Source organism: Mesorhizobium sp. J18, from assembly GCF_007829525.1.
GTDB lineage: Bacteria > Pseudomonadota > Alphaproteobacteria > Rhizobiales > Rhizobiaceae > VLJP01.
In genome coordinates, this window is sequence record NZ_VLJP01000009.1 from 54,805 (window position 1) to 81,793 (window position 26,989).

Consider the following 26,989-nt stretch of genomic DNA (forward strand, 5'->3'; position numbering starts at 1 on the left):
CCCATATCTTTGGCAAAGGCCGGAAGTCTTTTGAAAGGAATTTCCATGCGCAAGATCATTTTGCCGGCACTGGCGGTTGCGATGACCGTCTCGGCATGCCAGACCATGACGCCGGAAGAGCGAAGGGCGCGGGACGAGGAAACCTGCCGGACCTACGGCTTCCGGACGGGCTCCGAGGCTTTCGCGCAATGCCTCCTGGAACTGGAGCTCGACCGCCGCGCAGAGCGGCGCGCGCAGATGGATGCCTTCGACGACCTGGGCCCCTCGACCGTGATCTATCGCCCTGTCATCGTGAGGCAAGCCCGGCCGAAAGGCTGAGGCCTGCTACGGTAGCAGCAGCAACCAGAGGCGACTGCTAACAGTTTGAAAAAATTACGAAAAATACGCTCCTGCCGATCAGGAACCGATGGACTGGCAATTAAGTTGATGGCACAGTTGCTTACGGGAGAAATGAACGCAGGAGTACATTCATGCACCACCATCCGGAAACGGAACTTATGCTCAAGGGCTACGGGCTGACGACCGCCGAGTTCCTCTATCACCTTCCGGACCACCCACATGTCTTGCAGAGCTTCGTCTGGCAGCAATACGACCTGGCCCCCGACTTTCCGGCTCTGTATCGCTTCATCGACTTCTGGACAGAAAAGCTCGATGGGCCGCTGCATTCCGTACGCTACACCCACAAGCAGCTGATCTCACCCAGCGAATGGCGCAATGTGAGCGGAGAACTGGTGCTGCAATAGATTCCGACCTGGGACCGAAGAGGGTAGCGTCTCCGGCGCGCCGGCACGCCGCCGGGCATTTGGGCTTTGCTTGCGACGCTCCAGGCGCTGCTGGCCATTGCCGGCGTCGTCGTGGATCGTGTCGGGCATCGTCCATGCGGTGACGGGGCAGGGTGAAGGCATGGCCAGGACCGGCCCGGTCTTGGTCATCCTGTTGATGCTTCTCTTCCTTAAGCATCGTGATGCGAGAGGCCATGTGTCCGGGGCAAACCGTCTGACGCCGGCCGTTCAGGCCCGCTGTCCGAAGATCGCCGAGCCGACGCGCACGCTTGTCGCGCCGAAACCTATGGCCGTCTCATAATCGCCTGACATGCCCATGGAAAGCTTGTCCAGGCCCGTCTCGCGGGCAAGCTTGGAGAGAAGGGCGAAATGCGGCCCCGGATTTTCCTCGACCGGCGGGATGCACATCAGCCCTTCGATGGCGAGGCCGTGGACTTCGCGGCAGCGGGCGACGAAGGCGGCCGTCTCGCGCGGATCGATACCCGCCTTTTGTGGCTCCAGTCCGGTATTGACCTGCACGTAGAGCCGCGGCGTTTTCGCCTGCTTCCTCATCTCGGTGGCGAGTGCTGCGGCGATCTTCTCGCGGTCGACGGTCTCTATGACATCGAAGAGAGCGACGGCCTCCTTCGCCTTGTTGGATTGAAGAGGGCCGATGAGATGCAGCTCTATCCCGGAAAACGCCTCCTTCAGCCCCGGCCATTTGCCTTGCGCTTCCTGGACGCGGTTTTCGCCGAAGACCCGATGGCCGGCTTCGAGCACCGGCCTGATCTCTTCGGCATCGAAGGTCTTGGACACGGCGACAAGCTCCACCGAACCTGCCTTCCGCCCGGCTTCCCGTTCAGCCTGCCCGATCGCCAGTCTGACGGCTTGAAGATTTTCGACCGCGCTTTTCATTACAAATCCATGGTTTCTCCCGCCCGGATAGGCTGCGGAGTTGACGCTTCCGGCAAACCGTGATGAAGGTCCGCCGACGAAAATTTGCTTCCCTTTCTATGTGAAAAACCGGGCATGGCAACCGAACGATACAATCCGCGCGCTTCCGAACCCCGCTGGCAGCAGGCCTGGGCGGAGAAAAAGCTTTTCGAGGCGCAGAACGACGATCCGCGGCCGAAATATTACGTGCTGGAGATGTTCCCCTATCCTTCCGGGCGCATCCATATCGGCCATACGCGCAATTACACGATGGGCGACGTCGTGGCGCGCTACAAACGCGCCAAGGGCTTCAACGTGCTGCATCCTATGGGCTGGGATGCCTTCGGCATGCCCGCCGAGAACGCCGCCATGCAGAACAAGGTCCATCCGAAGGAATGGACCTACCAGAACATCGCCACCATGCGCGAACAGCTCAAGATGATGGGCCTGTCGCTCGACTGGTCGCGCGAATTCGCCACCTGCGACGTGGATTACTATCACCGCCAGCAGATGCTGTTCCTCGATATGCTCGAGAAGGGCCTGGTCACGCGCAAGGTATCCAAGGTCAATTGGGATCCCGAGGACATGACCGTGCTCGCCAATGAGCAGGTCATCGACGGCCGCGGCTGGCGCTCGGGCGCGCTGGTCGAACAGCGCGAGCTTACCCAGTGGTTCTTCAAGATCACCGATTTCTCGCAGGACCTGCTCGATTCGCTCGACGGGATGGACGAGTGGCCGGAGAAGGTGCGGCTGATGCAGCGCAACTGGATCGGCCGCTCGGAAGGCCTGCTGATTCGCTGGCCGCTGGTCGAGGGAACCGCACCCGAGGGCGAGAGCGAGCTGGAGGTCTACACTACCCGGCCCGACACCATCTTCGGCGCCTCCTTCATGGCGATCGCGGCGGATCATCCGCTGGCGAAAAAGGCTGCCGAAGGCAATGCCGAACTGGCCGCCTTCATCGAGGACTGCCGGCGCATGGGCACCTCGGTCGCCGCCCTTGAAACAGCCGAGAAGAAGGGCTTCGATACCGGCATACGTGTGGTGCATCCGTTCGATGAGAACTGGACATTGCCGGTCTATGTCGCCAATTTCGTGCTGATGGATTACGGCACGGGTGCAATCTTCGGCTGCCCGTCCGGCGACCAGCGCGACCTCGACTTCGCCAACAAATACGGCCTGCCGGTCGTGCCTGTGGTGATGCCCGAGGGCGCCGACCCCAAGACCTTCCAGATCGTCGACGAAGCCTATGTCGACGACGGCGTCATGATCAATTCGCGCTTCCTCGACGGCATGAGCCCGAAGCAGGCCTTCGACGAGGTCGCGAACAGGCTGGAGAAGGTGACCATCGGCAATCGCCCGATGGCCGAGCGCAAGGTCAATTTCCGCTTGCGCGACTGGGGCATCTCCCGCCAGCGCTACTGGGGCTGCCCGATTCCGGTGATCCATTGCGACGCCTGCGGCGTCGTGCCGGTGCCGAAATCGGATCTGCCGGTGAAGCTGCCCGACGACATCGATTTCGACAAGCCGGGCAATCCGCTCGACCGGCACCCGACATGGCGGCATGTGAAATGTCCGAAATGCGGCGAGGATGCGCGCCGCGAGACGGATACGATGGACACTTTCGTCGATTCGTCCTGGTATTTCGCGCGCTTCACCGCGCCGCATGCCGACCAGCCCACCGATCCCAAGGCGGCCAATGAGTGGCTGCCGGTGGACCAGTATATCGGCGGCATCGAGCATGCCATCCTGCATCTGCTCTATTCGCGCTTCTTCACCCGCGCCATGCGCGACACGGGCCACCTCGACCTGGCCGAACCTTTCAAGGGCCTGTTCACGCAAGGCATGGTGGTGCACGAGACCTATCGCGCGAGGGACGGCCGCTGGCTGGCTCCGTCGGAGGTGCGGATCGAGCAGGCCGGCGAGACGCGGCAGGCGATCGAGATCGCCACCGGCGAGCCCGTCGGGATCGGCTCGCTCGAAAAGATGTCGAAATCGAAGAAGAACACTGTCAGCCCGGAGGACATCATCGACGGCTACGGCGCCGATACCGCGCGCTGGTTCATGCTGTCCGATTCGCCGCCCGAGCGCGACGTGGAATGGACCGACGAAGGAGCCGCGGGGGCGCATCGCTTCGTGCAGCGCATATGGCGGCTGGTGGCCGAATCAGCCCCGCATCTCGGCGGCGTAGCACCGAAAGCGGCTACCACGGGCGAAGGGGCTGCGATTTCCAAGGCCGCGCACAAGGCGCTGAAGGCGGTCGGCGAGGATATCGAGAAGCTCGCCTTCAACCGCGCGATCGCCCGCATCTACGAATTGGTCAATGCCTTGCAAGGGCCGGCCGCCGGCCTCTCGGGCGCCACCGCGCCGGAGACCCGTGGTGCCCTGCGCGAAGCCCTGGAAATCCTGATCCACCTCTTCGCGCCCTTCATGCCGCATCTGGCGGAGGAAGCCTGGGCGGCGATGGGCGGCACAGACCTCGTCGCGGCGCGGCCATGGCCCGCCTTCGATCCGGACCTGGTTGTTGATAACGAGATCGTCCTGCCGGTACAGATTAACGGCAAGAAGCGCGGAGATTTGACAATCGCCCGCGACGCGGACCAAGCTGCGGTCGAAAGGGCAGTGCTCGAACTGGATTTCGTGCGCAAGGCGCTGAACGGCGCGTCACCCCGCAAGGTGATCGTCATTCCGCAGCGCATCGTCAATATCGTTGCCTGACCGGAGAGGGACAAAAGTGAATCCGATTTTCCGCGGCTGTGCCTATGTCGGCCTGTTCGCCGTCCTGGCGATCGCATCCGGCTGCACTGTGCGTCCCATGCTGGCAACCTATGGCACCACCTTCTCCACGAAGATCGGAACGCCCACAAACGCGCTTTCCTCCATCGCGGTCGAACCGGTGGCCGACCGCGTCGGCCAGCAGGTCCGCAACGAGCTGATCTTCCTCATTCGCGGCGGCGCGGCTCAGCCGGAAAACAGCCTATATACGATGCATCTGAACGTTTCCTCCCAGGTGTTGTCGGCGGCGCGGCGCCAGGTCGCCTCCGAGCAGGAGCCGACCGCCAAGATTGTCGTGGTTCGCGCCTCTTATCGTCTGGTCGACAATGCCACTGGCAATGTGCGCGCCACCGGCCGCCGCGAGATCACCTCGGCTTATGACGTGCCGCGGCAGGAATTCGCCGCCTACAGGGCGGAGCGTGATGCCGAGGATCGCGCCGCCCGCGAGCTTGCACAGCTCCTCTATCTGGCCGTGGGGCAGGAACTGGCCCGGACGCCGGATCAGTAGTAAAGTCGAATCGGGCGTTGGTGCGTTTATGGATCGGGAAAACTGCGCAATTATCAGTTGTTCATAAGCAATGTCATTGTACCGACATGAATTTTGGTGACACAGCCGCCAACGGAGTGCTTCGCCCATGGATCTCAACACAACGCTGGCTGCGGTAGTCCAGGTGCTTGGAAGCCGCATGCTGCGTCGTGAGGAAGTACCCGCGGCGGACCCCCATATTGTCGATCAGCTTATCGCCGAGCGGACGACGCATCTGTCGAAGCATCCGCTCTGGCCTCTGGCGCGGCCCCTGCTCTATCGGCTCTTTTCCTATCGGCTCGCGCTCTCCATGGCCGACCACATCGCCGATCTGCCGGGATGGGACGCGCTTGCCTATCTGAGCAAGCTTCTTTCCCTCCAGATGTCCGCGAGAGGCCTGGAGAACATCCCGCCTGCTGGCAGCTTCATCCTTGCGCCCACCCATCCGACGGGCATCGCAGACGGCATCGCCGTCTTCGATCTCCTGAAGGACATACGGCCGGATTTCGCGATCTTCGCCAATCGCGATGCCCTGCGGGTCAATCCGCGTTTCCGCGAGACGATCATCCCCGTCGAGTGGCGGCCGGGCGAGAAGTCCCATGCCAAGAGCCGCGACACGCTGGAGATGACGGCGCGCGCCTTCGCCGAGAAGAAGGCCATCGTGCTCTTTCCTTCCGGGCGCATCGCCTACTGGAACAAGGACAAGCTGACCGAGCGGCCGTGGCAGACATCGGTCGTGGCGCTAGCGCGCCGCTATGAGGTGCCTATCGTTCCGGTCAACATCACCGCCCGTAATTCGGGGCTCTTCTATCTCCTGTCGAAATATTCGACGGAACTGCGCGACATGACGCTGTTCCACGAATTGCTCAACAAGAAGGGCTTCCGCTTCTCCATCATCGTCGGTCGGCCGATCGCACCAGACCGCATTGACGGCGACCCGGCCGAGGTCGCTGCCCTGCTGCAGAAGCATGCGGTCGAGACGCTGGCGGCCGATGCCGATGCGGAATTTTCCGGCCTGCAGCAGGCATCCGGAGCACCGCGCGTCCGTCCGGCCGCGCAAAGGACGCCCTGACAGCCTAGCCGATCTTCTGTCCCGTCTTTGCCCAGTCGGCCAGGAAGGCTTCCAGGCCCTTGTCGGTCAGGGGGTGCTTGACCAGCGCCTTCAGGGTGGCCGGCGGAACCGTCGCTACATCGGCGCCGATCATTGCGGCCTGTTTCACATGGTTCACCGTGCGGATGGAGGCGGCGAGTATCTCGGTGCCGAAATCGTAATTGTCGTAGATGGTTCGGATCTCGCCGATCAGCTCCATGCCGTCTATGCCCATGTCGTCGAGACGGCCGATGAAGGGCGAGATGAAGGTGGCTCCGGCCTTGGCGGCAAGCAATGCCTGGTTGGCCGAGAAGCATAGCGTCACATTGACCATGCGGCCGTCGGAGGTCAGCGCCTTGCAGGCTTTCAGCCCGTCGAGCGTCAGCGGGACCTTGATGCAGATATTGTCGGCGATCTTCGACAGCACCTCTGCCTCGCGCATCATCCCGCTATATTCGACGGCGGTCACTTCGGCCGAGACCGGACCTTCGACGATGGAACAGATCTCCTTCGTCACATCCATGATGTCACGGCCCGCCTTCATGATCAGCGACGGGTTGGTGGTGACGCCGTCGAGCAGGCCTGCATCATTGAGTTCGCGGATATCTTTGACGTCGGCGGTATCGACGAAGAATTTCATTTCGGTCTCCTTGCGGGTAGCGGAGCAGCCGCTGGAGGGCGGCGCTGCCTTGTCTGCGTCCTTGGGCCTTGCTCTAAATGAATAAGCAGGCAAGGTCACGTCCGATGAAACAAGATTCGCGCGAAAATCGGACGGTGCCGGTCATGGTGCCCATGCCTGCCGAGCGGCCCTACTCCTATGTCGTTCCGCCAGGAATGAAGGTCGAGCCCGGGTCGATCGTGCGTGTTCCCTTGGGGCCGAGGGAAGTGGCGGGGATCGTCTGGGACGGCGACGGCGAGGCCGTCGATGCGCGGAAACTGAGGCCGGTCTCGGAAGTATTCGACTGTCCGCCGGTGCATGAGGAGATGCGAAGGCTGGTCGACTGGATCGCGGCCTACACGCTCTCTCCGCCGGGCATGGTGGCGCGCATGGTGCTGCGGGCGCCCGCCGCCTTCGATCCCGAACCGCCGCTGGAGGGCTTGCGCCTGACGGAATGCCGCCCCGACCGCATGACCGAGGCGCGCGCCCGCGTGCTGGAACTCGCCGGCGAGGGCCATGCCTGGACGCGATCCGGCCTGGCCCATGCGGCGGGCGTTTCCTTGAGCGTCATCGACGGGCTGAAGGCGCAGGGAGTGTTCGAGACGGTGGAAATTCCGCCCCGTCCGGTGGTCGCCCGGCCCGATCCCGGCTTTGCCCGGCCATGCCTGACCCAGGACCAGCAGGCCGCCGCCGAGGTGATTCGCGGGCATGTCGAAGCTGGCGGCTTTTCAGTGTCGCTGCTCGACGGCGTCACCGGTTCGGGCAAGACAGAGGTTTATTTCGAGGCTGTTGCCACAGCGATCGAAAAAGACAGACAGGTGCTGATCCTCCTGCCGGAGATCGCGCTGACACAGGCGTTTCTGGAGCGTTTTCACGATCGTTTCGGCGCCAAGCCGGCGGAATGGCACTCGGATTTGCCGCCGCGCATGCGCGAACGGGTGTGGCGGCAGGTGGCTGAAGGCAGCGTACGCGTCGTTGCCGGGGCGCGCTCGGCGCTTTTCCTGCCCTTCCGGGAACTTGGCCTGATCGTTGTGGACGAGGAGCACGACCCTGCCTACAAGCAGGAGGACCGCGTCTTCTACAATGCCCGTGACATGGCAGTGGTGCGCGGCCATATCGGCGGCTTTCCGGTGGTGCTGGCATCGGCCACGCCATCGGTTGAAAGCCGGGTCAATGCCGATCAGGGCCGCTATGAAAGGCTGGTCCTGCCCGCCCGCTTCGCGGAAGCCGCTCTGCCCGAGATCAAGGCGATCGACATGCGTCGCTCGCCGCCGGCGCGCGGCGGCTTTCTTTCGCCGGCCCTTCTGGAAGAGGTGGACGGGACGATCGGGCGGGGCGAGCAGGCGCTGCTTTTCCTCAACCGCCGCGGCTACGCGCCATTGACGCTGTGCCGCGTCTGCGGCCACCGTTTCCAGTGTCCCGACTGTTCGAGCTGGCTGGTAGAGCATCGTTTCCGCGGCCAGCTCGTCTGCCATCATTGCGGCCACAACGAGCCGCGCCCGGAAGCCTGCCCGGAATGCGGGTCGCTCGATCATCTGGTGGCGTGCGGGCCCGGGGTGGAGCGCATCGCCGAGGAGGTGGTGGCGCATTTTCCGGCGGCGCGCACCATCGTGCTGTCGTCGGATCTGCTGGGCGGGGTCAGGCGGCTGCGCCTCGAACTGGAGGCAATCGCCAAGGGCGAGTGCGACATCGTCATCGGCACGCAGCTCGTGGCGAAAGGCCATAATTTCCCCAACATGACGCTGGTCGGCGTGGTCGATGCCGATCTCGGCCTCGCCAATGGCGATCCGCGCGCGGCGGAGCGGACCTTCCAGCTCCTGAGCCAGGTCACCGGCCGCGCCGGCCGCAGCGGGAGGAAAAGCCTCGGCCTCTTGCAGACCTACCAGCCCGAGCATCCCGTGATGGAGGCAATCGTCTCGGGCGATGCGGAAAGCTTCTACGAACGCGAAATTGCCGAACGCGAGCGCAGCGGCCTGCCGCCCTTCGGCAGGCTTGCCGGAGTGATCGTCAGCGCGGCGGCCCGGCAAGAGGCCGAAAGCCATGCACGCGCGCTGAGGCGCGCAGCACCCTCGGCAAAGGAGATCGACGTGCTGGGTCCGGCGGAGGCACCGCTGGCGCTGGTTGCGGGCAGGCACCGTTTCCGGCTGCTGGTCCATGGCGAAAGGCGGTCCGACATGCAGGCTTTCCTGCGCGCGATGCTGGCCGAGGGGCCGAAGCCGCACGGCTCGGTGCGGGTGCAGGTGGACATCGATCCGCAGAGTTTCCTGTAGCGAGGCAGCGCAAAAAAGCCGCAAAGCAGGGCGATGGTGATACGGTCATATTTGGCCATGGGGGCGTTCGTGAGACAGCAGCCGGTCAATCAGCGGATTCGCATCCGCATCCTGCAAGCGGGCGGGCTGGCGCTCGCGATTTCCGCATTCCTGCTACAGCCGGCCTATCTCGGCGACGCTCACGAAGTCATCGAGATGCTAGGCTTCGCGCTGGTTCTGGCCTGCGTCGGCGGCCGGATGTGGAGCATCCTCTATATCGGCTCGAAGAAGAACCGGGAGTTGATGACCTTCGGGCCGTACTCGATGACGCGGAACCCGCTCTATTTCTTCTCGACGCTCGGCGCGATCGGCATAGGGCTCATCGTCGGCTCGCTGGTGCTGACGCTGGCGTTGGGCCTGACCGTCTATCTGGTGCTGAACGCCACCGCGAGCCGCGAATCGGAGCATCTGCGCACGCTGTTCGGAGCGCGTTACGACGATTATGCCCGGCAGACGCCGATGTTCTGGCCGAAGCCGCGACTCTACCGCGATTCGGCGGGGGKTTCGTTCTCTCCCGCCGCCCTCAGGCGCACCTTTCTCGACGGGCTGATCTTCCTGATGGCGTTCCCGCTGATCGAACTGGTCGAGCACCTCCAGCTGCAAGGCTATCTTCCGGTTCTGCTCCGGCTTCCATGAGGGGACGGTGTTTTCACTTCGTCGTTCGATGGTCTATCGTCGAGCCACGAATCGAAGGTGAGGGGCATTGCCGTGGAACTCGCATTTCCGTGGCCCGTGAGCCAGGGTGAATGGCTGGCATGGTCGGTGGCGGCGGCGACGCTGGTGTTCGGTCTCATAATGCTGTTCGCGCCGCGGCTCACGCTGAAGCTGCTGCGCCTTCAGGCGACGCCAAACCACCCCGAGGCGGTGGGCGAGGCCCGCGCCACCATCTCGGGTTTCTATATCGGCGTCGGCCTTGCATGCATCCTGCTTGCGCAGCCGCTTCTTTATCTGACCTTGGGCCTGTGCTGGGCGCTGACCGCGTTCGGGCGCGTCGTTTCCATGCTTTCGGACAACGGCAGCACCGTCGTCAACTGGATATGGCTGGTGTTGGAGATCGCGCTCGCGGTGCTGGCGCTGGCCTTCGCGCTTGGTTTCGTTGCCTGATTCCACTGGCTCCGCCGTATTCGATAAGCGAGGCTGCGACAAAACTGCCGCAAAACCTTCTTTTGCGGCGTGTTGCGAGTCGGAGAAGCCTGTGCTAGACGGCAATCGACTTCCGGCCGGGGGATGCGGCCAACGATCCCTTGCTGCGAGGAAATTTCAACTAGGTCAAAGATTTAGCTCGAGTTTCGCGCTCCCGGCTCAAAATCTTGCGATCTCCAAGGTGTGGGAAAAGATCGACCCGTGGCACAATCTGGCTCCATGATCTCCGGTGTGGCATCGCGATATGCGGGATCGCTTTTCGAACTCGCCCGGGAATCCAACACGATTGCCAAGGTCGAGGCCGATCTGGGGCGTTTCGAGGATCTGCTGGAGGGAAGCGAGGATCTTCAGCGGCTCGTCAAGAGCCCGGTCTTCTCCTCCGAGGAGCAGGTAAGGGCCATTGGCGCCATACTCGACAAGGCGAATATCACCGGGCTGGTCGGCAATTTCCTGCGCGTCGTGGCACAGAACCGGCGCCTTTTCGCTGTTCCCTCGATGATCCGCGCCTTCCGCGAGATTGCGGCGGAAGAGCGGGGCGAGGCGGCCGCCGAGGTTACGTCGGCCCACAAGCTGACGCCTGCCCAGGAAACGGAGCTCAAGGCCGCGCTGAAAAGCGTCGCCGGCAAGGATGTCGCCATCCGGGTCACCGTCGATCCCTCCATTCTCGGCGGGCTGATCGTGAAGATGGGCTCGCGCCAGATCGATACATCGCTCAAAACCAAACTCAATTCGCTCAAGCTTGCACTGAAAGAGGTCGGCTGATGGATATCCGCGCCGCGGAAATTTCCGCAATTCTGAAAGATCAGATCAAGAACTTCGGCAAGGAAGCCGAAGTCTCCGAAGTCGGCCAGGTGCTTTCGGTCGGTGATGGCATTGCCCGCGTCTACGGCCTCGACAATGTCCAGGCCGGCGAGATGGTGGAGTTCCCCGGCGGCATCCGCGGCATGGCGCTCAACCTCGAGATCGACAATGTCGGCGTCGTCATCTTCGGTAACGACCGCGACATCAAGGAAGGCGACACCGTCAAGCGCACCGGCGCCATCGTCGACGTGCCGGTCGGCCCTGGTCTTCTCGGCCGAGTCGTCGACGCTCTCGGCAATCCGATCGACGGCAAGGGCCCGATCAAGGCGACCGAACGCCGCCGCGTCGACGTGAAGGCCCCGGGCATCATTCCCCGCAAGTCGGTGCATGAGCCGATGTCCACGGGCCTCAAGGCCATCGACGCGCTCATCCCGGTCGGCCGCGGACAGCGCGAGCTCATCATTGGCGACCGCCAGACCGGCAAGACCGCCATCGTTCTCGATACCTTCCTCAACCAGAAGCCGCTCAACGACGGCGATGACGAGAGCCAGAAGCTCTACTGCGTCTATGTGGCCGTCGGCCAGAAGCGCTCCACCGTCGCGCAGTTCGTGAAGGTTCTGGAGGAGCGCGGCGCTCTCGAATATTCGATCATCGTCGCCGCCACCGCTTCCGATCCGGCCCCGATGCAGTTCCTGGCGCCGTTTGCCGGCTGCGCCATGGGCGAGTATTTCCGCGACAACGGCAAGCATGCCGTGATCGCCTATGACGACCTTTCCAAGCAGGCCGTCGCCTATCGCCAGATGTCGCTGCTCTTGCGCCGTCCGCCGGGCCGCGAAGCCTATCCGGGCGACGTCTTCTACCTGCATTCGCGCCTGCTCGAGCGCGCCGCGAAGATGAATGACGAGAACGGCGCCGGTTCGCTGACCGCGCTGCCAATCATCGAGACGCAGGCAAACGACGTTTCGGCCTATATCCCGACCAATGTGATCTCAATCACCGACGGCCAGATCTTCCTTGAGACCAACCTGTTCTTCCAGGGCATCCGTCCGGCCGTGAACGTGGGTCTCTCGGTGTCGCGCGTCGGCTCGGCCGCGCAGATCAAGGCGATGAAGCAGGTCGCGGGCTCGATCAAGGGCGAGCTTGCCCAGTATCGCGAGATGGCCGCCTTCGCGCAGTTCGGCTCCGACCTCGACGCCGCGACACAGCGCCTGCTCAATCGCGGCGCTCGCCTGACGGAGCTTCTGAAGCAGCCACAGTTCTCGCCGCTCAAGACCGAGGAGCAGGTGGCTGTCATCTTCGCCGGCACGCAGGGCTATCTCGACAAGCTGACGCTTCAGCAGGTCGGCAAGTTCGAGCAGGGCCTGCTTGCGCATATGCGCTCCGAGGGCAAGGACGTGCTCGACGCCATCCGCAAGGAGAAGGCTCTTTCGGATGAATTGCGCGACCACCTGAAGGCGCAGATCGACGCATTCGCGAAGAACTTCGCCTGAGGCTGACAGCGCATGGCTTCCCTTAAGGATCTCCGCAACCGTATCGCTTCGGTCAAGGCGACGCAGAAGATCACCAAGGCGATGCAGATGGTCGCCGCGGCAAAGCTGCGCCGTGCCCAGGAGGCGGCGGAAGCCGCCCGTCCTTACGCGGAGCGCATGCGCACGGTGCTGGCCAACATCACTCAGGCCGTGTCGGGGAGCGATGCCCCGGCGTTGATGGCCGGAACGGGCAAGGACGACACGCATCTACTCATCGTCTGCACGGCCGAGCGCGGGTTGTGCGGCGGCTTCAATTCGCAGATCGCCCGCCTTGCGCGTGAGCATACCCACCGGCTGGTGGCCGAGGGCAAGACGGTCAAGATCCTCTGCGTCGGCAAGAAGGGCTATGACATTCTTCGCCGCGACTATGGCAAGCTGATCATCGACCGCATCGATCTGCGCGAGGTCAAGCAGATCGGCTTCGCCAATGCCGATGCGATCGCCCGTCGGGTCATCAAGCTCTTCGAGGATGGCGAGTTCGACGTCTGCACGCTCTTCTATTCGCGTTTCCGCTCGGTGATATCGCAGGAGCCGACGGCGCAGCAGCTCATCCCGGCAGCAGCTCCTGCTTCCGAGGATGGAGCGACCCAGGAGACCGCCGGCGGTGCCGTCTACGAATACGAGCCGGATGCCGAAAGCATTCTTTCCGACCTCATCCCGCGCAATATCGCGGTGCAGATCTTCGGCGCGCTCCTGGAGAACGCCGCCGGCGAGATGGGCGCCAAGATGACGGCGATGGACAACGCCACCCGCAATGCGGGCGACATGATCAACAAGCTTTCGATCACCTACAACCGTCAGCGCCAGGCGCAGATCACCAAGGAATTGATCGAGATCATTTCGGGCGCGGAAGCGCTCTAGTTTCAGCTTCGCAATTCCGGACGGAAACGATACCGCTTCCCTGGAATTGCTTAACGGACCGAAGAGGTTAAGAATAATGGCCAAAGCAGCGACCCCAAAGAAAGCTCCGGCGACCGCCGCACGCAAGCCGGCCGCGCCCCGCAAGACCGCGGCGTCGGCCGCCAAGGCACCGGCAGTCAAGGCCGCCGCCAGCGGTCAGGTCGGCAAGGTGCGGCAGGTCATCGGCGCCGTTGTCGACGTTCAGTTCGAGGATCACCTCCCGGCGATCCTGAACGCGCTCGAGACCGACAACCAGGGCAATCGCCTTGTGCTCGAAGTGGCGCAGCATCTCGGCGAGAACACCGTGCGCTGCATCGCCATGGACTCCACGGAGGGTCTGGTGCGCGGACAGTCGGTTACCGATACGGGCGCTCCGATCTCCGTGCCGGTCGGTCCGGAAATGCTCGGCCGCATCATCAACGTGATCGGTGAGCCGGTGGACGAGGCCGGCCCGGTCAAGGCCACGGAGATGCGCGCCATCCACCAGCCGGCACCGGAATATATCGATCAGTCGACGGAAGCGCAGATCCTGGTGACGGGCATCAAGGTGCTCGATCTTCTGGCCCCCTACGCCAAGGGCGGCAAGATCGGCCTGTTCGGCGGCGCGGGCGTCGGCAAGACCGTGCTCATCCAGGAACTGATCAACAACGTCGCCAAGGCCCATGGCGGTTATTCGGTGTTCGCCGGCGTCGGCGAGCGCACGCGCGAGGGCAACGACCTCTATCACGAATTCATCGAATCGGGCGTCAACAAGAAGGGCGGCGGCGAAGGCTCCAAGGCCGCGCTCGTCTACGGCCAGATGAACGAGCCACCCGGTGCCCGCGCGCGCGTCGGCCTGACCGGCCTGACGGTCGCCGAATATTTCCGCGACCAGGGCCAGGACGTGCTGTTCTTCGTCGACAACATCTTCCGCTTTACCCAGGCGGGCTCCGAGGTGTCGGCGCTTCTCGGCCGTATTCCTTCGGCCGTGGGCTATCAGCCGACGCTGGCGACCGACATGGGCGCCCTGCAGGAGCGCATCACCACGACCACCAAGGGTTCGATCACCTCCGTGCAGGCCATCTATGTGCCGGCCGACGACCTAACCGATCCGGCCCCGGCCACCTCCTTCGCGCACCTGGACGCCACGACGGTGCTTTCGCGCGCGATCTCGGAAAAGGGCATCTATCCGGCGGTGGACCCACTCGACTCCACTTCGCGCATGCTCGATCCGATGATCGTCGGCGAGGAGCATTATCAGGTGGCGCGTGACGTGCAGCAGACGCTGCAGCGCTACAAGGCCCTGCAGGACATCATCGCCATTCTGGGCATGGACGAGCTTTCCGAAGAGGACAAGCTGACCGTGGCGCGCGCCCGCAAGATCGAGCGCTTCCTGTCGCAACCGTTCTTCGTGGCCGAGGTCTTCACCGGCACGCCTGGCAAGCTGGTCGATCTCGAGGACACGATCAAGGGCTTCAAGGGCCTGGTCGCGGGCGAGTACGACCATCTGCCGGAAGCTGCCTTCTACATGGTCGGCTCCATCGAGGAAGCCGTCGAGAAGGCGCAGAGGCTGGCGGCGGAAGCGGCCTGATCATCGGCAATCGGCAATAGGGAGTAGGCAGCCGGACGAGTTGGATATCGCGTAGCCTGGGCTATTGCCGACTGCCGACTTGCAGACTGCCGGATACGACATGGCTGAAGCATACAAATTCGAACTGGTCTCGCCCGAGCGTCTGCTCGTTTCGGAAGATGTCGAATATGTCGTCATTCCGGGGACCGAGGGCGAGATGACCGTGATGGTCAACCATGCGCCGGTGATGACCACCATCAAGCCGGGCGTGGTGACGGTGAAATTCATGTCTGGCCAGGAAGAGCGCTATGTCGTGTTCGGCGGCTTTGCTGATATCCTGCCCGACACCTGCACGCTGCTTGCCGAATCGGCCGTGCGGGTCGCCGACATTGATCGCGCCGACCTCGCCCGCCGCATCCAGGAGGCGCGCGAGGATGTCGACGACGCCAAGGACGACGAATCGCGCACCAAGGCCGAAGCGTTCCTGGCTCAGCTCACGACGCTTGAAGGCGCTATCCTGCCGGCCTGATCCAGGCAGCGAAATCGAAGAGCACGAAATGGCGGGCAATTGTCCGCCATTTTTTATTTTCCATCGGCTTTCTGCAACGATTCGGCCCGGGGCCCGTTCTGCCTCTAGAGCGCCCGCGGCCCATCACGAAAGACGCTCTGACATTTTGATCGAGCATTGGGTCCACCGGAAAAGCGATTTCGCTTTTCGACCCGATGCCCAGGGCCATCAAAATCGACGGAGATTGTCATGCGAAAGATTTTTGGACCGGCTTTCATCGCGGCAATATTGTCTATGTCCGGCGCATATGCGCAAGGTGTGCAAGGCGAGGGAAAGACCGCGTCCGCCAATATGATCGACCCGGAAGAGAAGGCGGTCGGCACTGTTACAGTGAAGGCAACGCCGTCCGGCATGCTTCACGTGATCATAGAGATGACCGATCTTCCGCCCGGTCCGCATGGGTTCCATATCCACGAAACGGGTCAATGCACGGTCGAAGACGGCTTCGAATCCGCCGGCGGGCATTATGCGGGAGACAAGGAACACGGTATAGAAAGCGAGAACGGCCCGCATCCGGGTGACTTCCCTAATGTGAACGTAGGGCAGGATGGAGTGCTGAAAGCCGAGTTCTTCACCGATCGCCTGTCGCTGGACGAAGGCGGAGACAATCCGTTGATGGATGAGGACGGCTCGGCCATCGTGGTTCATTCGGGCCCAGACGACTATACGAGCCAGCCATCCGGTGAAGCGGGCGACCGGATCGCCTGCGGTGTGCTGAAATAGTGTTGCGACGGCTTTCCGGATGGGCGCTTGCCACCCTTCTGCTTGTCGCCTCAAGCGCTTATTCCGCCGAGGATGTCGTCGAGCAGGGACGAAAGCACGCCACTGATTTCCTCGACGGCCGGCTGGATGCCATGTGGAACGCCATGACGCCGGACATGCAGCGGGCGATCGGCAATGTTGCCGATTTGCGCAGATTCCACAGGGACGTAGAAGGACAGTTCGGCCCTGAAACAAATGTGCTTTCCGAGAGGCTGGACGAGCAGGACGGATTTGAAATCTATCTGCGTACGTCCACCTACGGGAAAAGCGATATTCCGATCATTCTTCAACTTGCTTTCGACAGCAATGACAGGATTGCCGGGTTCTTCATCCGGCCCGTGCAGGAGCCAGCGAAATCGCGTTTCCTCGAATACAGGACCAAAAGCCGCCTGCATCTGCCCTTCGAGGGCGATTGGTTCGTCTATTGGGGCGGGAGAACGCCGGAGACGAATTATCATGTCGTGGATCGCGCCCAGCGCTTCGCCTATGATTTCGTCATCATGCATGACGGCGCCAGCCACCGCGGCGAGGGTGCGGCCGTGCAGGACTATTTTTGCTGGGACGAGCCGATCCGTGCGCCCGCCGCAGGCGAGATCGTGTCAGTGGTGGACACGTTGCCGGACCAGAAGATCGGCCGCACGGACGCGCGCAATCCCGCAGGCAACCATGTCGTCCTCAAGCTTGCCGAGGAGGAATATGCATTTCTCGCGCATATGCGTCAGGGGAGCATCATGGTCACGGCCGGAGAGAAGGTTTCGCGCGGCGACGAGCTCGGCCGATGCGGCAATAGCGGCAACACGTCCGAGCCGCATCTGCATTTCCATTTGCAGACGACGCCCGAGCTCGCAACAGGCGAAGGGTTGCCGGCGTTCTTTCTCGATTATGTGGCCGATGATGCGCGAATTCCCGTGGGAGAGCCGCAGCGCGGCGAGATCATCAGACCTGCCCGGGGAGAATAAGGTTCAGGAAGCCAGATGGCGGAAGGCGGCCACCACGCTTTCATAGACCTTGCGCTTGAAGGGTACAATCAGTTCCGGCAGCTCCGCCATGGGCTTCCAGGCCCAGGCGTCGAATTCCGCCTGATGCTCTCCCGGCGGCGGGTTGATGCGGATCTCGCTCTCATCGCCCTCGAAGCGGAACGCGAACCATTTCTGGGTCTGGCCGCAATATTTGCCCTTGAGCGCAATGCCGACCAGATGGGCGGGCAGATCGTAATTGATCCATTCGGGCGCTTCGGCAAGGAGGGAAACGGTGCGAATGCCGGTTTCCTCGTAGAGTTCGCGCCTTGCTGCTTCAAGCGGCTCCTCGCCCTTGTCGATGCCGCCTTGCGGCATCTGCCACAGCTTTTCCGTGCCGGCCATTTCGCTGTCCTGTTCCGCGATGCGCCGCCCGGCCCATACCTTGCCTTCGTGGTTCAGCACCATGATGCCGACACAGCGACGATAAGGCAGCTTCGTTTTCTCAATTCCCTCCGGCATATCCATTCCGTTCTGGGTCCTTCACCAAAGCCGAGATCGAGACCTGCTCGACCCGCGTTTCTTCACGTCATTCGCCCAATAGGATACCGCATCGACCGTCACATCGAAGGCGCCTTACGGTTTTCGAGAGAGACGCCTCTGGCGGCAATGCCTGCTCGGGAGAATGGCGGTTGAACCGAAACGGCGGAACGGATCTCAATCCGCTCCGCCGTTTTCGGCTACTGGTTCATGACCGCCTTTTCGGGATTCGGCGGAAATGCAGGATCCGTCTTCTCGCCCCTGAGAAGCTCCAGCGCATAGGTGAGCTGCACGTCATCCTTCGGGTCCGGCGGAACATAGGCCGGCGAGCCGGAGCCTGCCTCGTCCTCCTGTGCGCCCTTGATGTGGCCGCGCAGATCAGATTCGCCGCGCGTCAGATCCTGATCCTTCAGGTCATCCGGCAGCGGCTGCTCGACCTTGATGTCCGGGGTAATGCCGGTTCCCTGGATCGACTTGCCGGAAGGCGTGTAATAAAGCGCCGTTGTAAGCCGCAGGGCACCATTTTCCCCGAGCGGTATGATCGTCTGCACCGACCCCTTACCGAAGGACCGTGTTCCGACGACCGTCGCGCGGCGGTGATCCTGCAAGGCCCCGGCCACGATCTCCGAGGCGCTCGCTGAGCCACCATTGATCAGGACAACGACAGGCTTGCCGTTGACCAGGTCACCGGCCTGCGAATCGAAGCGGGAAATGTCCTTCGGATCGCGTCCGCGCGTCGATACCACTTCGCCGCGGTCGAGGAAGGCATCGGACACGGCCACTGCCTGATCAAGCAGGCCGCCCGGATTGAGCCTCAGATCGAGAACATAGCCCTTGAGCTTGTCGTCCGGCACCTCCTTGCGGATGGTATTGATCGCCGACTGCAGGTCATCGAAGGTCTTCTCGGTGAAGGAAGTGATCTTCATGTAGCCGACATCATTCTCGACGCGGTACTTGACCGCCTGAACCTTGATGATGTCGCGAATGATCGTGATCTTGATCGGCTCGGACACGCCTTCACGGAGAATTGTAAGCTCGATCGGGGTATTCACGAGCCCGCGCATCTTGTCCACGGCGTCGCTCAGCGTCATCCCGCGGACTTCCTCGCCATCGATCTTGGCTATCAGGTCACCGGAGCGCACACCGGCGCGCGCTGCCGGCGTATCGTCGATCGGCGTGATGACCTTGACGAGATCCTCTTCCATTGTGACCTCTATGCCCAGACCGCCGAACTCGCCCTTGGTCTGGACGCGCATATCCTTCGCGGCGTCGGGGTTGAGGTACGAGGAATGCGGATCGAGCGAGGTGAGCATGCCATTGATGGCGTTCTCGACCAGCTTCTTGTCGTCCGGCGGCGTCACATATTGGGCACGCACACGCTCGAAAATATCGCCGAATATCGCCAGTTGGCGATAGGTCTCCGAACCCGCCGCGTTCGCCGTCGAGCCGTTCGCCCCATGGACGAGGCTCATGGCGGAAGCGCCCATCAGAGCGCCGGCAAACAGAAGCGACAACCTACGTATCATTTCCTGTCCTTCCAGATAAACTTTCCGCCCACCAGGGGCCCGGATCGACCGGCTTGCCGTTCTTTCGGAACTCCACGTAAAGCTCCGGGGCGGCGTTGCCTTCCTTCAGCGAAGCGATGCTGGCCAGCCTCGTCTCGCCCATTGCGCCTATCGGCTCGCCCGCGAGAACCGATTGGCCTAATGAGACACTGATTCTATCAAGTCCCGCCAGCACGATATGATAGCCGTCGCCTGCGTTGAGGATCAATAGCTGACCGTAGGAGCGGAACGGCCCCGCATAGAGTACTGTCCCATCCGCCGGCGCGGTGACGATTGCGCCTGATTGTGTCCTTAGAATGTCGCCCCATACCGTTCCGCCGGTGCCGTCCTGGTCGCCGAAGCGAAAGCCGAATTCGCCGCGCACCGGAAGCGCCAGACGGCCACGCCGATCGGCAAAGGGCATGGGCTGGCCCAGCCTGTAATCCTCCGGCACGGCCTGCGCCGCGCTTTCTGCCTCCTCGCGCTTTCTTCTCTCCTCCGCCTCCCGGGCGGAAGCGAGTTCTGTCTCGAGCCATGCTATCAGCTCCTGCAGGCCGCCAGCCCTTTCGGCCATTTCGGCCGCCTTGCGGCGCTCTTCCTCCATGCGCTGCTCGGCCTCAGCCTGCAGCCGCTTCTTCTCCTCCAGAAGAAGCGCCAGCCGGCGCTTTTCGGCCACCTGTTCGGCCACGGTCTGCTGAAGCTTTGCCCGCTCGGTCTCGATAGAGGTGGTCAGGCGCGTCAACTCCTTCAGGTCAGTCATAAGTATTTCCGTCTCGACGCGTAGTTCCGGCACCACGGCGCCAAGCAATATGGCGCTGCGCACCGACGCCAGCGCGTCCTCCGGCCGGACAAGGATGGCGGGCGGTGGATTGAGCCCCATGCGCTGAAGGGCGGCAAGAACCTCCGTCAGCACGCCGCGCCGCTCGGTCAGCGAGCCACGGATGTCGTCCTGCTGGAGATTCAGCACCTCGAGCCGGGAGGCGATGGCGTCGATGTCCTCGTCGAGCTTCCTCTCGGTCTTGGCCGCCTGGATGAGGGCGGCGGTCAATGAGGCATTGTCCTTCTTCACCGCGTCGATCTCTTCGTCGAGCTTCTGCAGGCGTTCCTTGCTGAGAACCATCTCGCGCGCGATGCGCTCATATTCGGCCACGCTTTCGGCCTGCCGGGCCTGAAGCGTATTTATGCTTTCCTCGGCCGACGCGGCGGACGCGGCGAGAAACGCCAGCGCGACGAACAGCGCTGTTCCAAGCCGTCGCATCATGTTCGTCCGGTCAGCCTTTTCCATCTTGCTCTGTGGCCAAATGTGATCTGGCCCACCATAGGGGCCGCTTCGTTAAGGAAGCATCAACCATACTGCCATCGGCAGCAATCATCCGTCTGGCACAGGAGAATGTCGAGAAAAAGCCGAAGCTCAGTCCCGATGATAGGGATGGCCCGAAAGAATCGTGGCCGCGCGGTACAGCTGCTCGGCAAGCATCACCCGCACGAGCTGGTGGGGCCATGTGGCGGCACCGAAGGAGACGATCAATTCTGCCGAGCGGCGCAACGCCTCGTCATGGCCGTCAGGGCCGCCGATCGCCAGGATGGCATTGCGTCTTCCGGCATCGCGCAAGGAAGCGATCTTGGCGGCAAATTCCGCCGAGGTAAGATTTTTCCCGCGTTCGTCCAGGAGAATAAGAGCGGCGCCCTCGGAAAGAGAGCTTAATTTGCGGGCTTCCTCGCGTCGGCGCTCATCGGCACCGCGCGCCCTGCTTTCAGGCATCTCGGTCACGCCTGCGAATTCCAACCCGATCCCGGGACCGCTTCTGGCGAAACGGTCGAAATAGCGATCGACCAATTCCCTCTCGGGGCCGGCCTTCATCCGGCCCACGGCGTGAACGGCTATACGCATGCCAGCCCCTTGCCAGGCGGCGAAAACGGCTCAGTGAACCGTTTCTTCCTCCAGATCGGGAGCCTGCCACATCTTTTCGATGTTGTAGAACTCGCGAACTTCGGGCCGGAAGACGTGAACGATGACATCGCCGGAATCGATCAGGACCCAATCCGCTCCGGACAGGCCCTCGACGCGTGCATTGCCGAAGCCGGCATCCTTGAGCGCCTTGAGCAGGTGCTCGGCCACGGCCGCGACATGACGGTGCGATCGGCCCGACGCGACGACCATATAGTCGGCGAGCGGCGATTTTCCCTGGATGTCGATGGAGACGATGTTTTCCGCCTTGGAGTCTTCCAGACTTGCAAGGACCGTATCGATGGCGCGGGACAGGTCGTCCATTCGGCTGGTCCCGGCCGGCGAAGGCATGATGTCTGCCTTCTTCTGCAGTGCTGTTCTCAGTGTCTTTCCTCTCGCATTAAGAACAACCAAATCACCCGGCACCTGCCGCGTGACATGAAATAAATAGGCAGAGATACCTTACAGTTTCAAGACAACACTTCGATTGGGGGGCCGGAACGGAAAGGACGGGCGCCAAAAGCCGCTCATTCCGGGGTTTTCGGCGCATTCCTGATTGCCGTCGAGGAAAGCGACGAGCGCGGGCCGTGAATAAAGGTCCAGGCCGGCGCCGGCATGCGCGCGAGCAGCGGCGCGTCGGCTTCGTCCACGCGGGCGTGGTCGAAGGTCTTGGCCATTTTCGACGACAGGAAGGAAAGGGTGGAACCCGGCCGGTCGATGACGGCAATGGGGAAAGTCGCGGCGATCTCCTTCCAGCGCTCCCAGCGATGAAAATCTCGCAGGCTGTCGGCGCCCATGATCCAGACGAAATCGACGCCCCGGTTGCGTTTCTTGACGAGGGTCAAGGTATCGGCAGTGAAGCGGATGTGATGTCTCGCCTCGAAAGCCGTGACCTTTATACGGGGATCGAGAGCGCATTTTTCCGACCATGCGATACGCTGCGCCAGGGGAGCCAGTTCGCCGTGATTCTTGAGCGGATTGCCCGGCGTGACCATCCACCAGAGCTGATCTATCCCGAGCCGGCGGAGCGCGATTTCGGCCACGAGCGCATGGCCGGCATGAGGCGGATTGAAAGATCCGCCGAACAAGCCGACCGCCATGCCGCGCTCGGCATGCGGCATCTTCAGGTAACGCGGCGCAATCTCCGCTTCTTCCCCCCGAAAACCAGTCAAGGCCGGATCTGACCCGTGCCGCGGACGCGGTATTTGAAGGAGGTGAGCTGTTCCACCCCGACCGGCCCGCGCGCATGCATCTTGCCGGTGGCGATGCCGATCTCCGCACCCATGCCGAACTCGCCGCCATCGGCGAATTGGGTCGAGGCGTTGTGCAGCAGGATCGCCGAATCGATCTCGTCGAAGAAGCGCTGCACGGTCCCGGCATCCTCGGCGATGATCGCTTCGGTGTGATGCGAGGAATGGGTCTCGATATGTTCGATCGCCTCGCCGACGCCGTCCACGATCCTCACGGAGATGATCGCGTCGAGATATTCCGTCATCCAGTCGGCCGCGGTGGCGGGAGTTGCTGCCGGATAGAGTTTCCGCACCTCCTCGTCGCCGCGGATCTCGCAGCCGGCCCTCGCCAGGCTGTCGAGCACCGGCACGAGATGTGTGGCGGCTGCCGCGCGGTCCATCAGCAGGGTCTCGGCGGCGCCGCAAATGCCGGTGCGGCGCATCTTGGCATTGGTCACGACCGAGACGGCCATGTCGAGGTCGGCCGAACGGTCGACATAGACATGGCAGATGCCTTCCAGATGCGCGAAGACGGGCACGCGGGCCTCGCTCTGCACGCGTTCGACGAGGCTGCGGCCGCCGCGCGGCACGATCACGTCAATGGAGCCGTCCAAGCCGGAAAGCATGGCGCCCACGGCCGCTCGATCCGTCGTCGGCACGAGCTGGATCGCCGCTTCCGGCAGTTTCGCCGCTTTCAGGCCCTCGACCAGACAGGCATGGATGGCGGCTGAAGAATTGGCCGAGTCGGAGCCGCCGCGCAGAATGACCGCATTACCGGCCTTGAGACAAAGCGCGCCGGCATCGGCGGTTACATTCGGCCGGCTTTCATAGATGACGCCGATGACGCCGAGCGGCGTGCGCACGCGCTCGATATGCAGCCCGTTTGGCCGATCCCATTCGGCAACCACGGAACCGATCGGATCCTTGAGTTCGGCAATCGCCCTGATACCGTCCGCCATGGAGCGGACCCGGTCCGGCGTCAGTTTCAACCGGTCCATGATGGCCGGCGACAGCCCAGCTTCCTCGCCATTGGCCATGTCGGCGGCATTGGCGTCGAGAATATCCTGCTGGCGGCGAAGGATGGCATCGGCCATGGCGATGAGCGCCGCATGTTTTCGCTCGGCCGAGGCAGTCGCCAGCGGTCGGGCGGCCGCACGCGCCTTCCTCCCGATTTCCGCCATCACAGTGGCGATGTCGCCGCCGGATTCGGCCTGCCTGTCGAGCATCTAGTTGTCCACTTCCTCACTTGCATGCCGGATTGCGCCCGGAGACATGACCAGATCGTCCCGGTGCACCATCGCGGCGCGGCCTTCATAGCCGAGCACCGCCGCGATCTCCGTGCTCTTCAACCCGGTGATCTTTACGGCATCGGATGCGTCATAGGCAACCAGCCCGCGCGCGATCTCGCGGCCTTCGGGATTGACGATGGCCACCGTGTCGCCTCGCGAGAAATTTCCGGAAATACTGCGGATACCCGCCGGAAGAAGCGACTTGCCGGCCATCAGCGCCCTTTCGGCGCCGGCGTCGATGACGATGCGGCCGGCCGGTTCGAGTTGCCCCGCGATCCAGGTCTTATAACTGCGCACCGGCGAAACGCTGGGAGCGAAGAAGGTAAAGCGTTCTCCCCGGTCGATGGCCGAGAGTGGGTTGAGGCGATTGCCGGACGTAATGATCATGGCCGTACCTGCCGCGGTCGCGATCCTGCCGGCATCGAGCTTGGTGCGCATGCCGCCTCGAGACAGCTCAGAGGCCGCGGCCCCCGCCATCGCCTCGATCTCCGGCGTGATGCGCTCCACCCGGGGGATGAAGCGTGCATCAGGGTCGAGAGCAGGCGGGGCGGTATAAAGGCCGTCGATGTCGGACAGGAGCACCAGCAGGTCGGCGCCCATCATGGTGGCTACACGGGCCGCCAGCCGGTCATTGTCGCCMTAGCGGATCTCGCTCGTCGCCACCGTATCGTTCTCGTTTATCACCGGAACGGTGCCGAGCTTGAGCAGGGTGGCGATCGTGGCACGGGCATTGAGATAGCGGCGGCGCTCCTCCGTATCGCCGAGCGTGACGAGCACCTGGCCTGACAGCAGCCCCTTGCGGGCGAGTTCCTCCGACCACGCGCCAGCCAGCGAAATCTGCCCCACGGCGGCAGCGGCCTGGCTTTCCTCGAGCTTGAGCGCCCGGCGGTCAAGCCCGAGCACCGTGCGTCCGAGCGCGATGGCGCCCGAGGAAACGACCAGAACCTGTGCTCCGTTTGCCGTCAGTGCGGCGATGTCGTCCACGAGCGAGGCCAGCCATTCGCGGCGCAGCCCCTTTTCTCGGTCGACAAGCAGGGCCGAGCCGATCTTTACGGTGATGCGTCGGTAGGTTCGGAGAGACGGCGGATTCATGAGCACGCCTCGAATATACGGCCTGACCGGAGCACGCGGCGGGGGTCCCGTCGGAGGGGAGCGACGTCCGTTGCAAACATCTATTTCACCCACCGCGAACTGGTCTCTTGCGGAGCCTCCTCCGCCCATGCTTCCTCCACCACGGCGATCAGCGCGCGCAGAACCTCCTGCACGCCTTCGCCGCTGACGGCCGAAAGCAGCATCGGCTTGCGGCCGGCGGCGTCTTCAAGCGCGGTAGCCTTTTCCTTGCGGGCCTCGTCGTCCAGCGTGTCGATCTGACTCAGGGCCAAGATCTCCGGCTTTCCGCCAAGGCCGTGACCATAGGCTTCGAGCTCGCCGCGCACGGTGCGATATGCGGCAGCCGGGTCCTCCTCCTGCGCGGAAACGAGATGCAGGAGAACGCGCGTGCGCTCGACATGCCCGAGGAAGCGGTCGCCGATGCCCACTCCCTCATGGGCGCCTTCGATGAGGCCGGGAATATCGGCGATGACGAATTCGCGCGCATCGACGCGGGCCACGCCGAGGCCAGGGTGCAGCGTGGTGAACGGGTAATCGGCGATCTTCGGCTTTGCCGCCGTCACCGCTGCGAGGAACGTCGATTTGCCGGCATTGGGCAGGCCGACCAGTCCGGCATCGGCGATCAGCTTGAGGCGCAGCCAGATCGTGCGTTCCTCTCCCGGCAGGCCGGGATTGGCGCGGCGCGGCGCCTGATTGGTGGAAGACTTGAAGTGCTGGTTGCCGAAGCCGCCATTGCCGCCGACGCTGAGGCGGAAGCGCTGGCCGACCTCGGTCAGGTCGCAGATCAGCGTTTCGTTGTCCTCCTCGAAGACCTGCGTGCCCGCAGGAACCTTGAGCACGACATCGGCGCCCTTGGCGCCGGTACGGTTGCGTCCCATGCCGTGGCCGCCGGTCTTGGCCTTGAAATGCTGTTGATAACGATAGTCGATCAGCGTGTTGAGACCGTCCACGGCCTCGATCCAGACATCGCCCCCGCGGCCGCCGTCGCCGCCGTCCGGTCCACCGAATTCGATGAATTTCTCACGCCGGAACGACACGGCTCCGGCTCCTCCGTCGCCGGAGCGGGTATAGACTTTGGCTTGGTCGAGGAATTTCATCGGCTTGTCTATAAATCCCGGCTAATTTGCCTGCACGGCCTTCCTCTAACGCAAGCGGAAGGCGCGCGCGAGACCACAGTTACAGCGAAGAGGCGAGCGGCGCATGAAAATCGTCACCTATAACATCCAGTACGGCATCGGGCTCGACGGAAGGTTCGATCTGAAGCGCATAGCCGATGCCGTCCGTGGCGCCGATATCATCGCGCTGCAGGAGGTGACCCGCAACAATCCGCAAAATGGCGGCCGCGACCTTGTGTCTGGCATCCGTGAACTCTTGCCGGACTATTTCGCTTTTTTTGGCGCGCCTTACGCGGCCGATATGGGCTCGCGCATTGAGGACGGTCGCGCCGTCGAAACCTGGTTCGAGTTCGGCAACATGATCCTTTCGCGCACACCTATCCAAGCTACGCGCAGCCTGCTCCTGCCGCGCCGGCGCAGCTACGGCAAGCTCAACCTGCAGCGTGGCGCGCTTGAGGCCCTGATCGATACGCCTTTCGGGCCGGTGCGCTTCTATTCGGTTCATCTCGACCATACCCGCCCCGACGAGCGCATGGACCAGATCCGCTTCCTGCTCGGCCGCGCCCTCGGCTATCCTCTGGAGGGAGGCGCGGTCAGTGGCGTCGATGAGATCGGCTTCCCCGAACCGCCGCACCCGGAGGCCTTCATACTGCTTGGTGACTTCAACATGATCCCGGGTTCGCCCGAATATTTGGCTATGACCGGCATGCCGGACGACGAGCACGGCATGCCCTGGCGCGCCACCAACCCCGTCGACGCGGCCCGGCACGCAGGTTCGGCCGGTGGTGAGACATTCACCTGGATCGATCCCCGGCATCCCGAGGATGCCTCCCGCCGCCGACGCATCGATTACGGATTCGTCAGCGCCGGCATGGCGGGACGCATCGTCAGCGTTCGAGTGGATCATGGCGCGAAAGGCTCCGATCATCTTCCCGTCTGGTTCGAGCTTGAATGAGC

At 63.0% G+C, this 26,989-nt stretch carries 27 protein-coding genes; 16 read left to right on the top strand and 11 right to left on the bottom strand.

What is annotated here, in order from left to right; translation table 11 throughout:
* Positions 1 to 45 precede the first annotated feature (45 nt).
* Together L598_RS04975 and L598_RS04980 are read left to right on the top strand one after the other, a co-directional pair.
* A complete protein-coding gene (locus tag L598_RS04975; RefSeq protein WP_186444940.1) occupies positions 46 to 318 on the top strand; it encodes a hypothetical protein in 273 nt (90 codons plus the stop codon).
* 152 nt (positions 319 to 470) lie between these two features.
* Positions 471 to 743 (top strand): usg protein, encoded by a 273-nt coding sequence (locus L598_RS04980; protein ID WP_144860857.1) that lies wholly within the window; start codon positions 471 to 473, stop codon positions 741 to 743.
* A 267-nt stretch (positions 744 to 1,010) separates the two neighbouring features.
* On the opposite strand, the gene L598_RS04985 is transcribed toward L598_RS04980, so the two are convergent.
* Entirely contained in the window at positions 1,011 to 1,676 is a 666-nt protein-coding gene (locus L598_RS04985) for a YggS family pyridoxal phosphate-dependent enzyme (protein ID WP_144860858.1), read from the bottom strand.
* 114 nt (positions 1,677 to 1,790) lie between these two features.
* On the opposite strand from L598_RS04985, the gene leuS reads away from it, so the two are divergent.
* From leuS to L598_RS05000, 3 genes are all read left to right on the top strand, one after another.
* Positions 1,791 to 4,409: a leucine--tRNA ligase gene (gene leuS / locus L598_RS04990; RefSeq protein WP_144860859.1), complete on the top strand. Its 2,619-nt coding sequence runs from the start codon at positions 1,791 to 1,793 to the stop codon at positions 4,407 to 4,409.
* 16 nt (positions 4,410 to 4,425) lie between these two features.
* Entirely contained in the window at positions 4,426 to 4,974 is a 549-nt protein-coding gene (gene lptE, locus L598_RS04995) for an LPS assembly lipoprotein LptE (RefSeq protein ID WP_246658636.1), read from the top strand.
* A gap of 127 nt (positions 4,975 to 5,101) precedes the next feature.
* Complete coding sequence (locus L598_RS05000; RefSeq protein WP_144860861.1) at positions 5,102 to 6,064, top strand: 1-acyl-sn-glycerol-3-phosphate acyltransferase; 963 nt, start codon at positions 5,102 to 5,104, stop codon at positions 6,062 to 6,064.
* Positions 6,065 to 6,068: 4 nt separating this feature from the next.
* Here L598_RS05000 and fsa read toward each other — a convergent pair whose 3' ends face one another.
* Complete coding sequence (fsa, locus tag L598_RS05005; protein ID WP_144860862.1) at positions 6,069 to 6,722, bottom strand: fructose-6-phosphate aldolase; 654 nt, start codon at positions 6,720 to 6,722, stop codon at positions 6,069 to 6,071.
* A gap of 104 nt (positions 6,723 to 6,826) precedes the next feature.
* Between fsa and L598_RS05010 the strand changes: the two genes are divergently transcribed.
* The 10 genes from L598_RS05010 (at position 6,827) to L598_RS05055 (ending at position 17,260) form a co-directional block, all read left to right on the top strand.
* Complete coding sequence (locus tag L598_RS05010; protein ID WP_144860863.1) at positions 6,827 to 9,010, top strand: primosomal protein N'; 2,184 nt, start codon at positions 6,827 to 6,829, stop codon at positions 9,008 to 9,010.
* Positions 9,011 to 9,079: 69 nt separating this feature from the next.
* The gene (locus L598_RS05015; RefSeq protein WP_144860864.1) at positions 9,080 to 9,685 is read left to right on the top strand and encodes an isoprenylcysteine carboxylmethyltransferase family protein; all 606 of its coding nucleotides are present in this window, start codon (positions 9,080 to 9,082) and stop codon (positions 9,683 to 9,685) included.
* Between the two features lie 72 nt (positions 9,686 to 9,757).
* Positions 9,758 to 10,153, top strand: a complete 396-nt coding sequence (locus L598_RS05020) for a DUF4345 family protein (protein WP_144860865.1) — start codon at positions 9,758 to 9,760, stop codon at positions 10,151 to 10,153.
* Positions 10,154 to 10,393: 240 nt separating this feature from the next.
* On the top strand, positions 10,394 to 10,954 hold the full coding sequence (locus L598_RS05025) for a F0F1 ATP synthase subunit delta (RefSeq protein ID WP_144860866.1): 561 nt from the start codon (positions 10,394 to 10,396) through the stop codon (positions 10,952 to 10,954).
* The gene (atpA, locus tag L598_RS05030) at positions 10,954 to 12,483 is read left to right on the top strand and encodes a F0F1 ATP synthase subunit alpha (protein WP_144860867.1); all 1,530 of its coding nucleotides are present in this window, start codon (positions 10,954 to 10,956) and stop codon (positions 12,481 to 12,483) included. Before L598_RS05025 ends, atpA begins: the two co-directional genes overlap by 1 nt.
* Positions 12,484 to 12,495: 12 nt before the next feature.
* On the top strand, positions 12,496 to 13,383 hold the full coding sequence (locus L598_RS05035) for a F0F1 ATP synthase subunit gamma (protein ID WP_144860868.1): 888 nt from the start codon (positions 12,496 to 12,498) through the stop codon (positions 13,381 to 13,383).
* A gap of 76 nt (positions 13,384 to 13,459) precedes the next feature.
* Positions 13,460 to 14,992: a F0F1 ATP synthase subunit beta gene (gene atpD / locus L598_RS05040; RefSeq protein WP_144860869.1), complete on the top strand. Its 1,533-nt coding sequence runs from the start codon at positions 13,460 to 13,462 to the stop codon at positions 14,990 to 14,992.
* Positions 14,993 to 15,092: 100 nt separating this feature from the next.
* Entirely contained in the window at positions 15,093 to 15,500 is a 408-nt protein-coding gene (locus L598_RS05045; RefSeq protein WP_144860870.1) for a F0F1 ATP synthase subunit epsilon, read from the top strand.
* A gap of 228 nt (positions 15,501 to 15,728) precedes the next feature.
* The gene (locus L598_RS05050) at positions 15,729 to 16,262 is read left to right on the top strand and encodes a superoxide dismutase family protein (protein ID WP_144860871.1); all 534 of its coding nucleotides are present in this window, start codon (positions 15,729 to 15,731) and stop codon (positions 16,260 to 16,262) included.
* 2 nt (positions 16,263 to 16,264) lie between these two features.
* Positions 16,265 to 17,260, top strand: a complete 996-nt coding sequence (locus L598_RS05055) for a M23 family metallopeptidase (RefSeq protein WP_246658637.1) — start codon at positions 16,265 to 16,267, stop codon at positions 17,258 to 17,260.
* Positions 17,261 to 17,263: 3 nt separating this feature from the next.
* On the opposite strand, the gene L598_RS05060 is transcribed toward L598_RS05055, so the two are convergent.
* The 9 genes from L598_RS05060 to obgE form a co-directional block, all read right to left on the bottom strand.
* Positions 17,264 to 17,785 (bottom strand): RNA pyrophosphohydrolase, encoded by a 522-nt coding sequence (locus L598_RS05060; RefSeq protein ID WP_144860872.1) that lies wholly within the window; start codon positions 17,783 to 17,785, stop codon positions 17,264 to 17,266.
* 212 nt (positions 17,786 to 17,997) lie between these two features.
* Entirely contained in the window at positions 17,998 to 19,323 is a 1,326-nt protein-coding gene (locus L598_RS05065) for a S41 family peptidase (RefSeq protein ID WP_144860873.1), read from the bottom strand.
* A complete protein-coding gene (locus L598_RS05070) occupies positions 19,313 to 20,599 on the bottom strand; it encodes a murein hydrolase activator EnvC (protein WP_246658638.1) in 1,287 nt (428 codons plus the stop codon). Before L598_RS05070 ends, L598_RS05065 begins: the two co-directional genes overlap by 11 nt.
* 153 nt (positions 20,600 to 20,752) lie before the next feature.
* Positions 20,753 to 21,232, bottom strand: a complete 480-nt coding sequence (gene rlmH / locus L598_RS05075; protein WP_144860875.1) for a 23S rRNA (pseudouridine(1915)-N(3))-methyltransferase RlmH — start codon at positions 21,230 to 21,232, stop codon at positions 20,753 to 20,755.
* Between the two features lie 30 nt (positions 21,233 to 21,262).
* A complete protein-coding gene (gene rsfS / locus L598_RS05080; RefSeq protein WP_144860876.1) occupies positions 21,263 to 21,640 on the bottom strand; it encodes a ribosome silencing factor in 378 nt (125 codons plus the stop codon).
* Positions 21,641 to 21,816: 176 nt separating this feature from the next.
* Positions 21,817 to 22,410 (bottom strand): nicotinate-nucleotide adenylyltransferase, encoded by a 594-nt coding sequence (locus tag L598_RS05085; protein ID WP_144860896.1) that lies wholly within the window; start codon positions 22,408 to 22,410, stop codon positions 21,817 to 21,819.
* Positions 22,411 to 22,457: 47 nt separating this feature from the next.
* Positions 22,458 to 23,744: a glutamate-5-semialdehyde dehydrogenase gene (locus tag L598_RS05090; RefSeq protein WP_144860877.1), complete on the bottom strand. Its 1,287-nt coding sequence runs from the start codon at positions 23,742 to 23,744 to the stop codon at positions 22,458 to 22,460.
* The gene (gene proB, locus L598_RS05095; RefSeq protein ID WP_144860878.1) at positions 23,745 to 24,899 is read right to left on the bottom strand and encodes a glutamate 5-kinase; all 1,155 of its coding nucleotides are present in this window, start codon (positions 24,897 to 24,899) and stop codon (positions 23,745 to 23,747) included.
* An 80-nt stretch (positions 24,900 to 24,979) separates the two neighbouring features.
* On the bottom strand, positions 24,980 to 26,014 hold the full coding sequence (obgE, locus tag L598_RS05100) for a GTPase ObgE (protein WP_144860879.1): 1,035 nt from the start codon (positions 26,012 to 26,014) through the stop codon (positions 24,980 to 24,982).
* A gap of 103 nt (positions 26,015 to 26,117) precedes the next feature.
* On the opposite strand from obgE, the gene L598_RS05105 reads away from it, so the two are divergent.
* Positions 26,118 to 26,987, top strand: a complete 870-nt coding sequence (locus L598_RS05105; protein WP_144860880.1) for an endonuclease/exonuclease/phosphatase family protein — start codon at positions 26,118 to 26,120, stop codon at positions 26,985 to 26,987.
* Positions 26,988 to 26,989 lie beyond the last annotated feature (2 nt).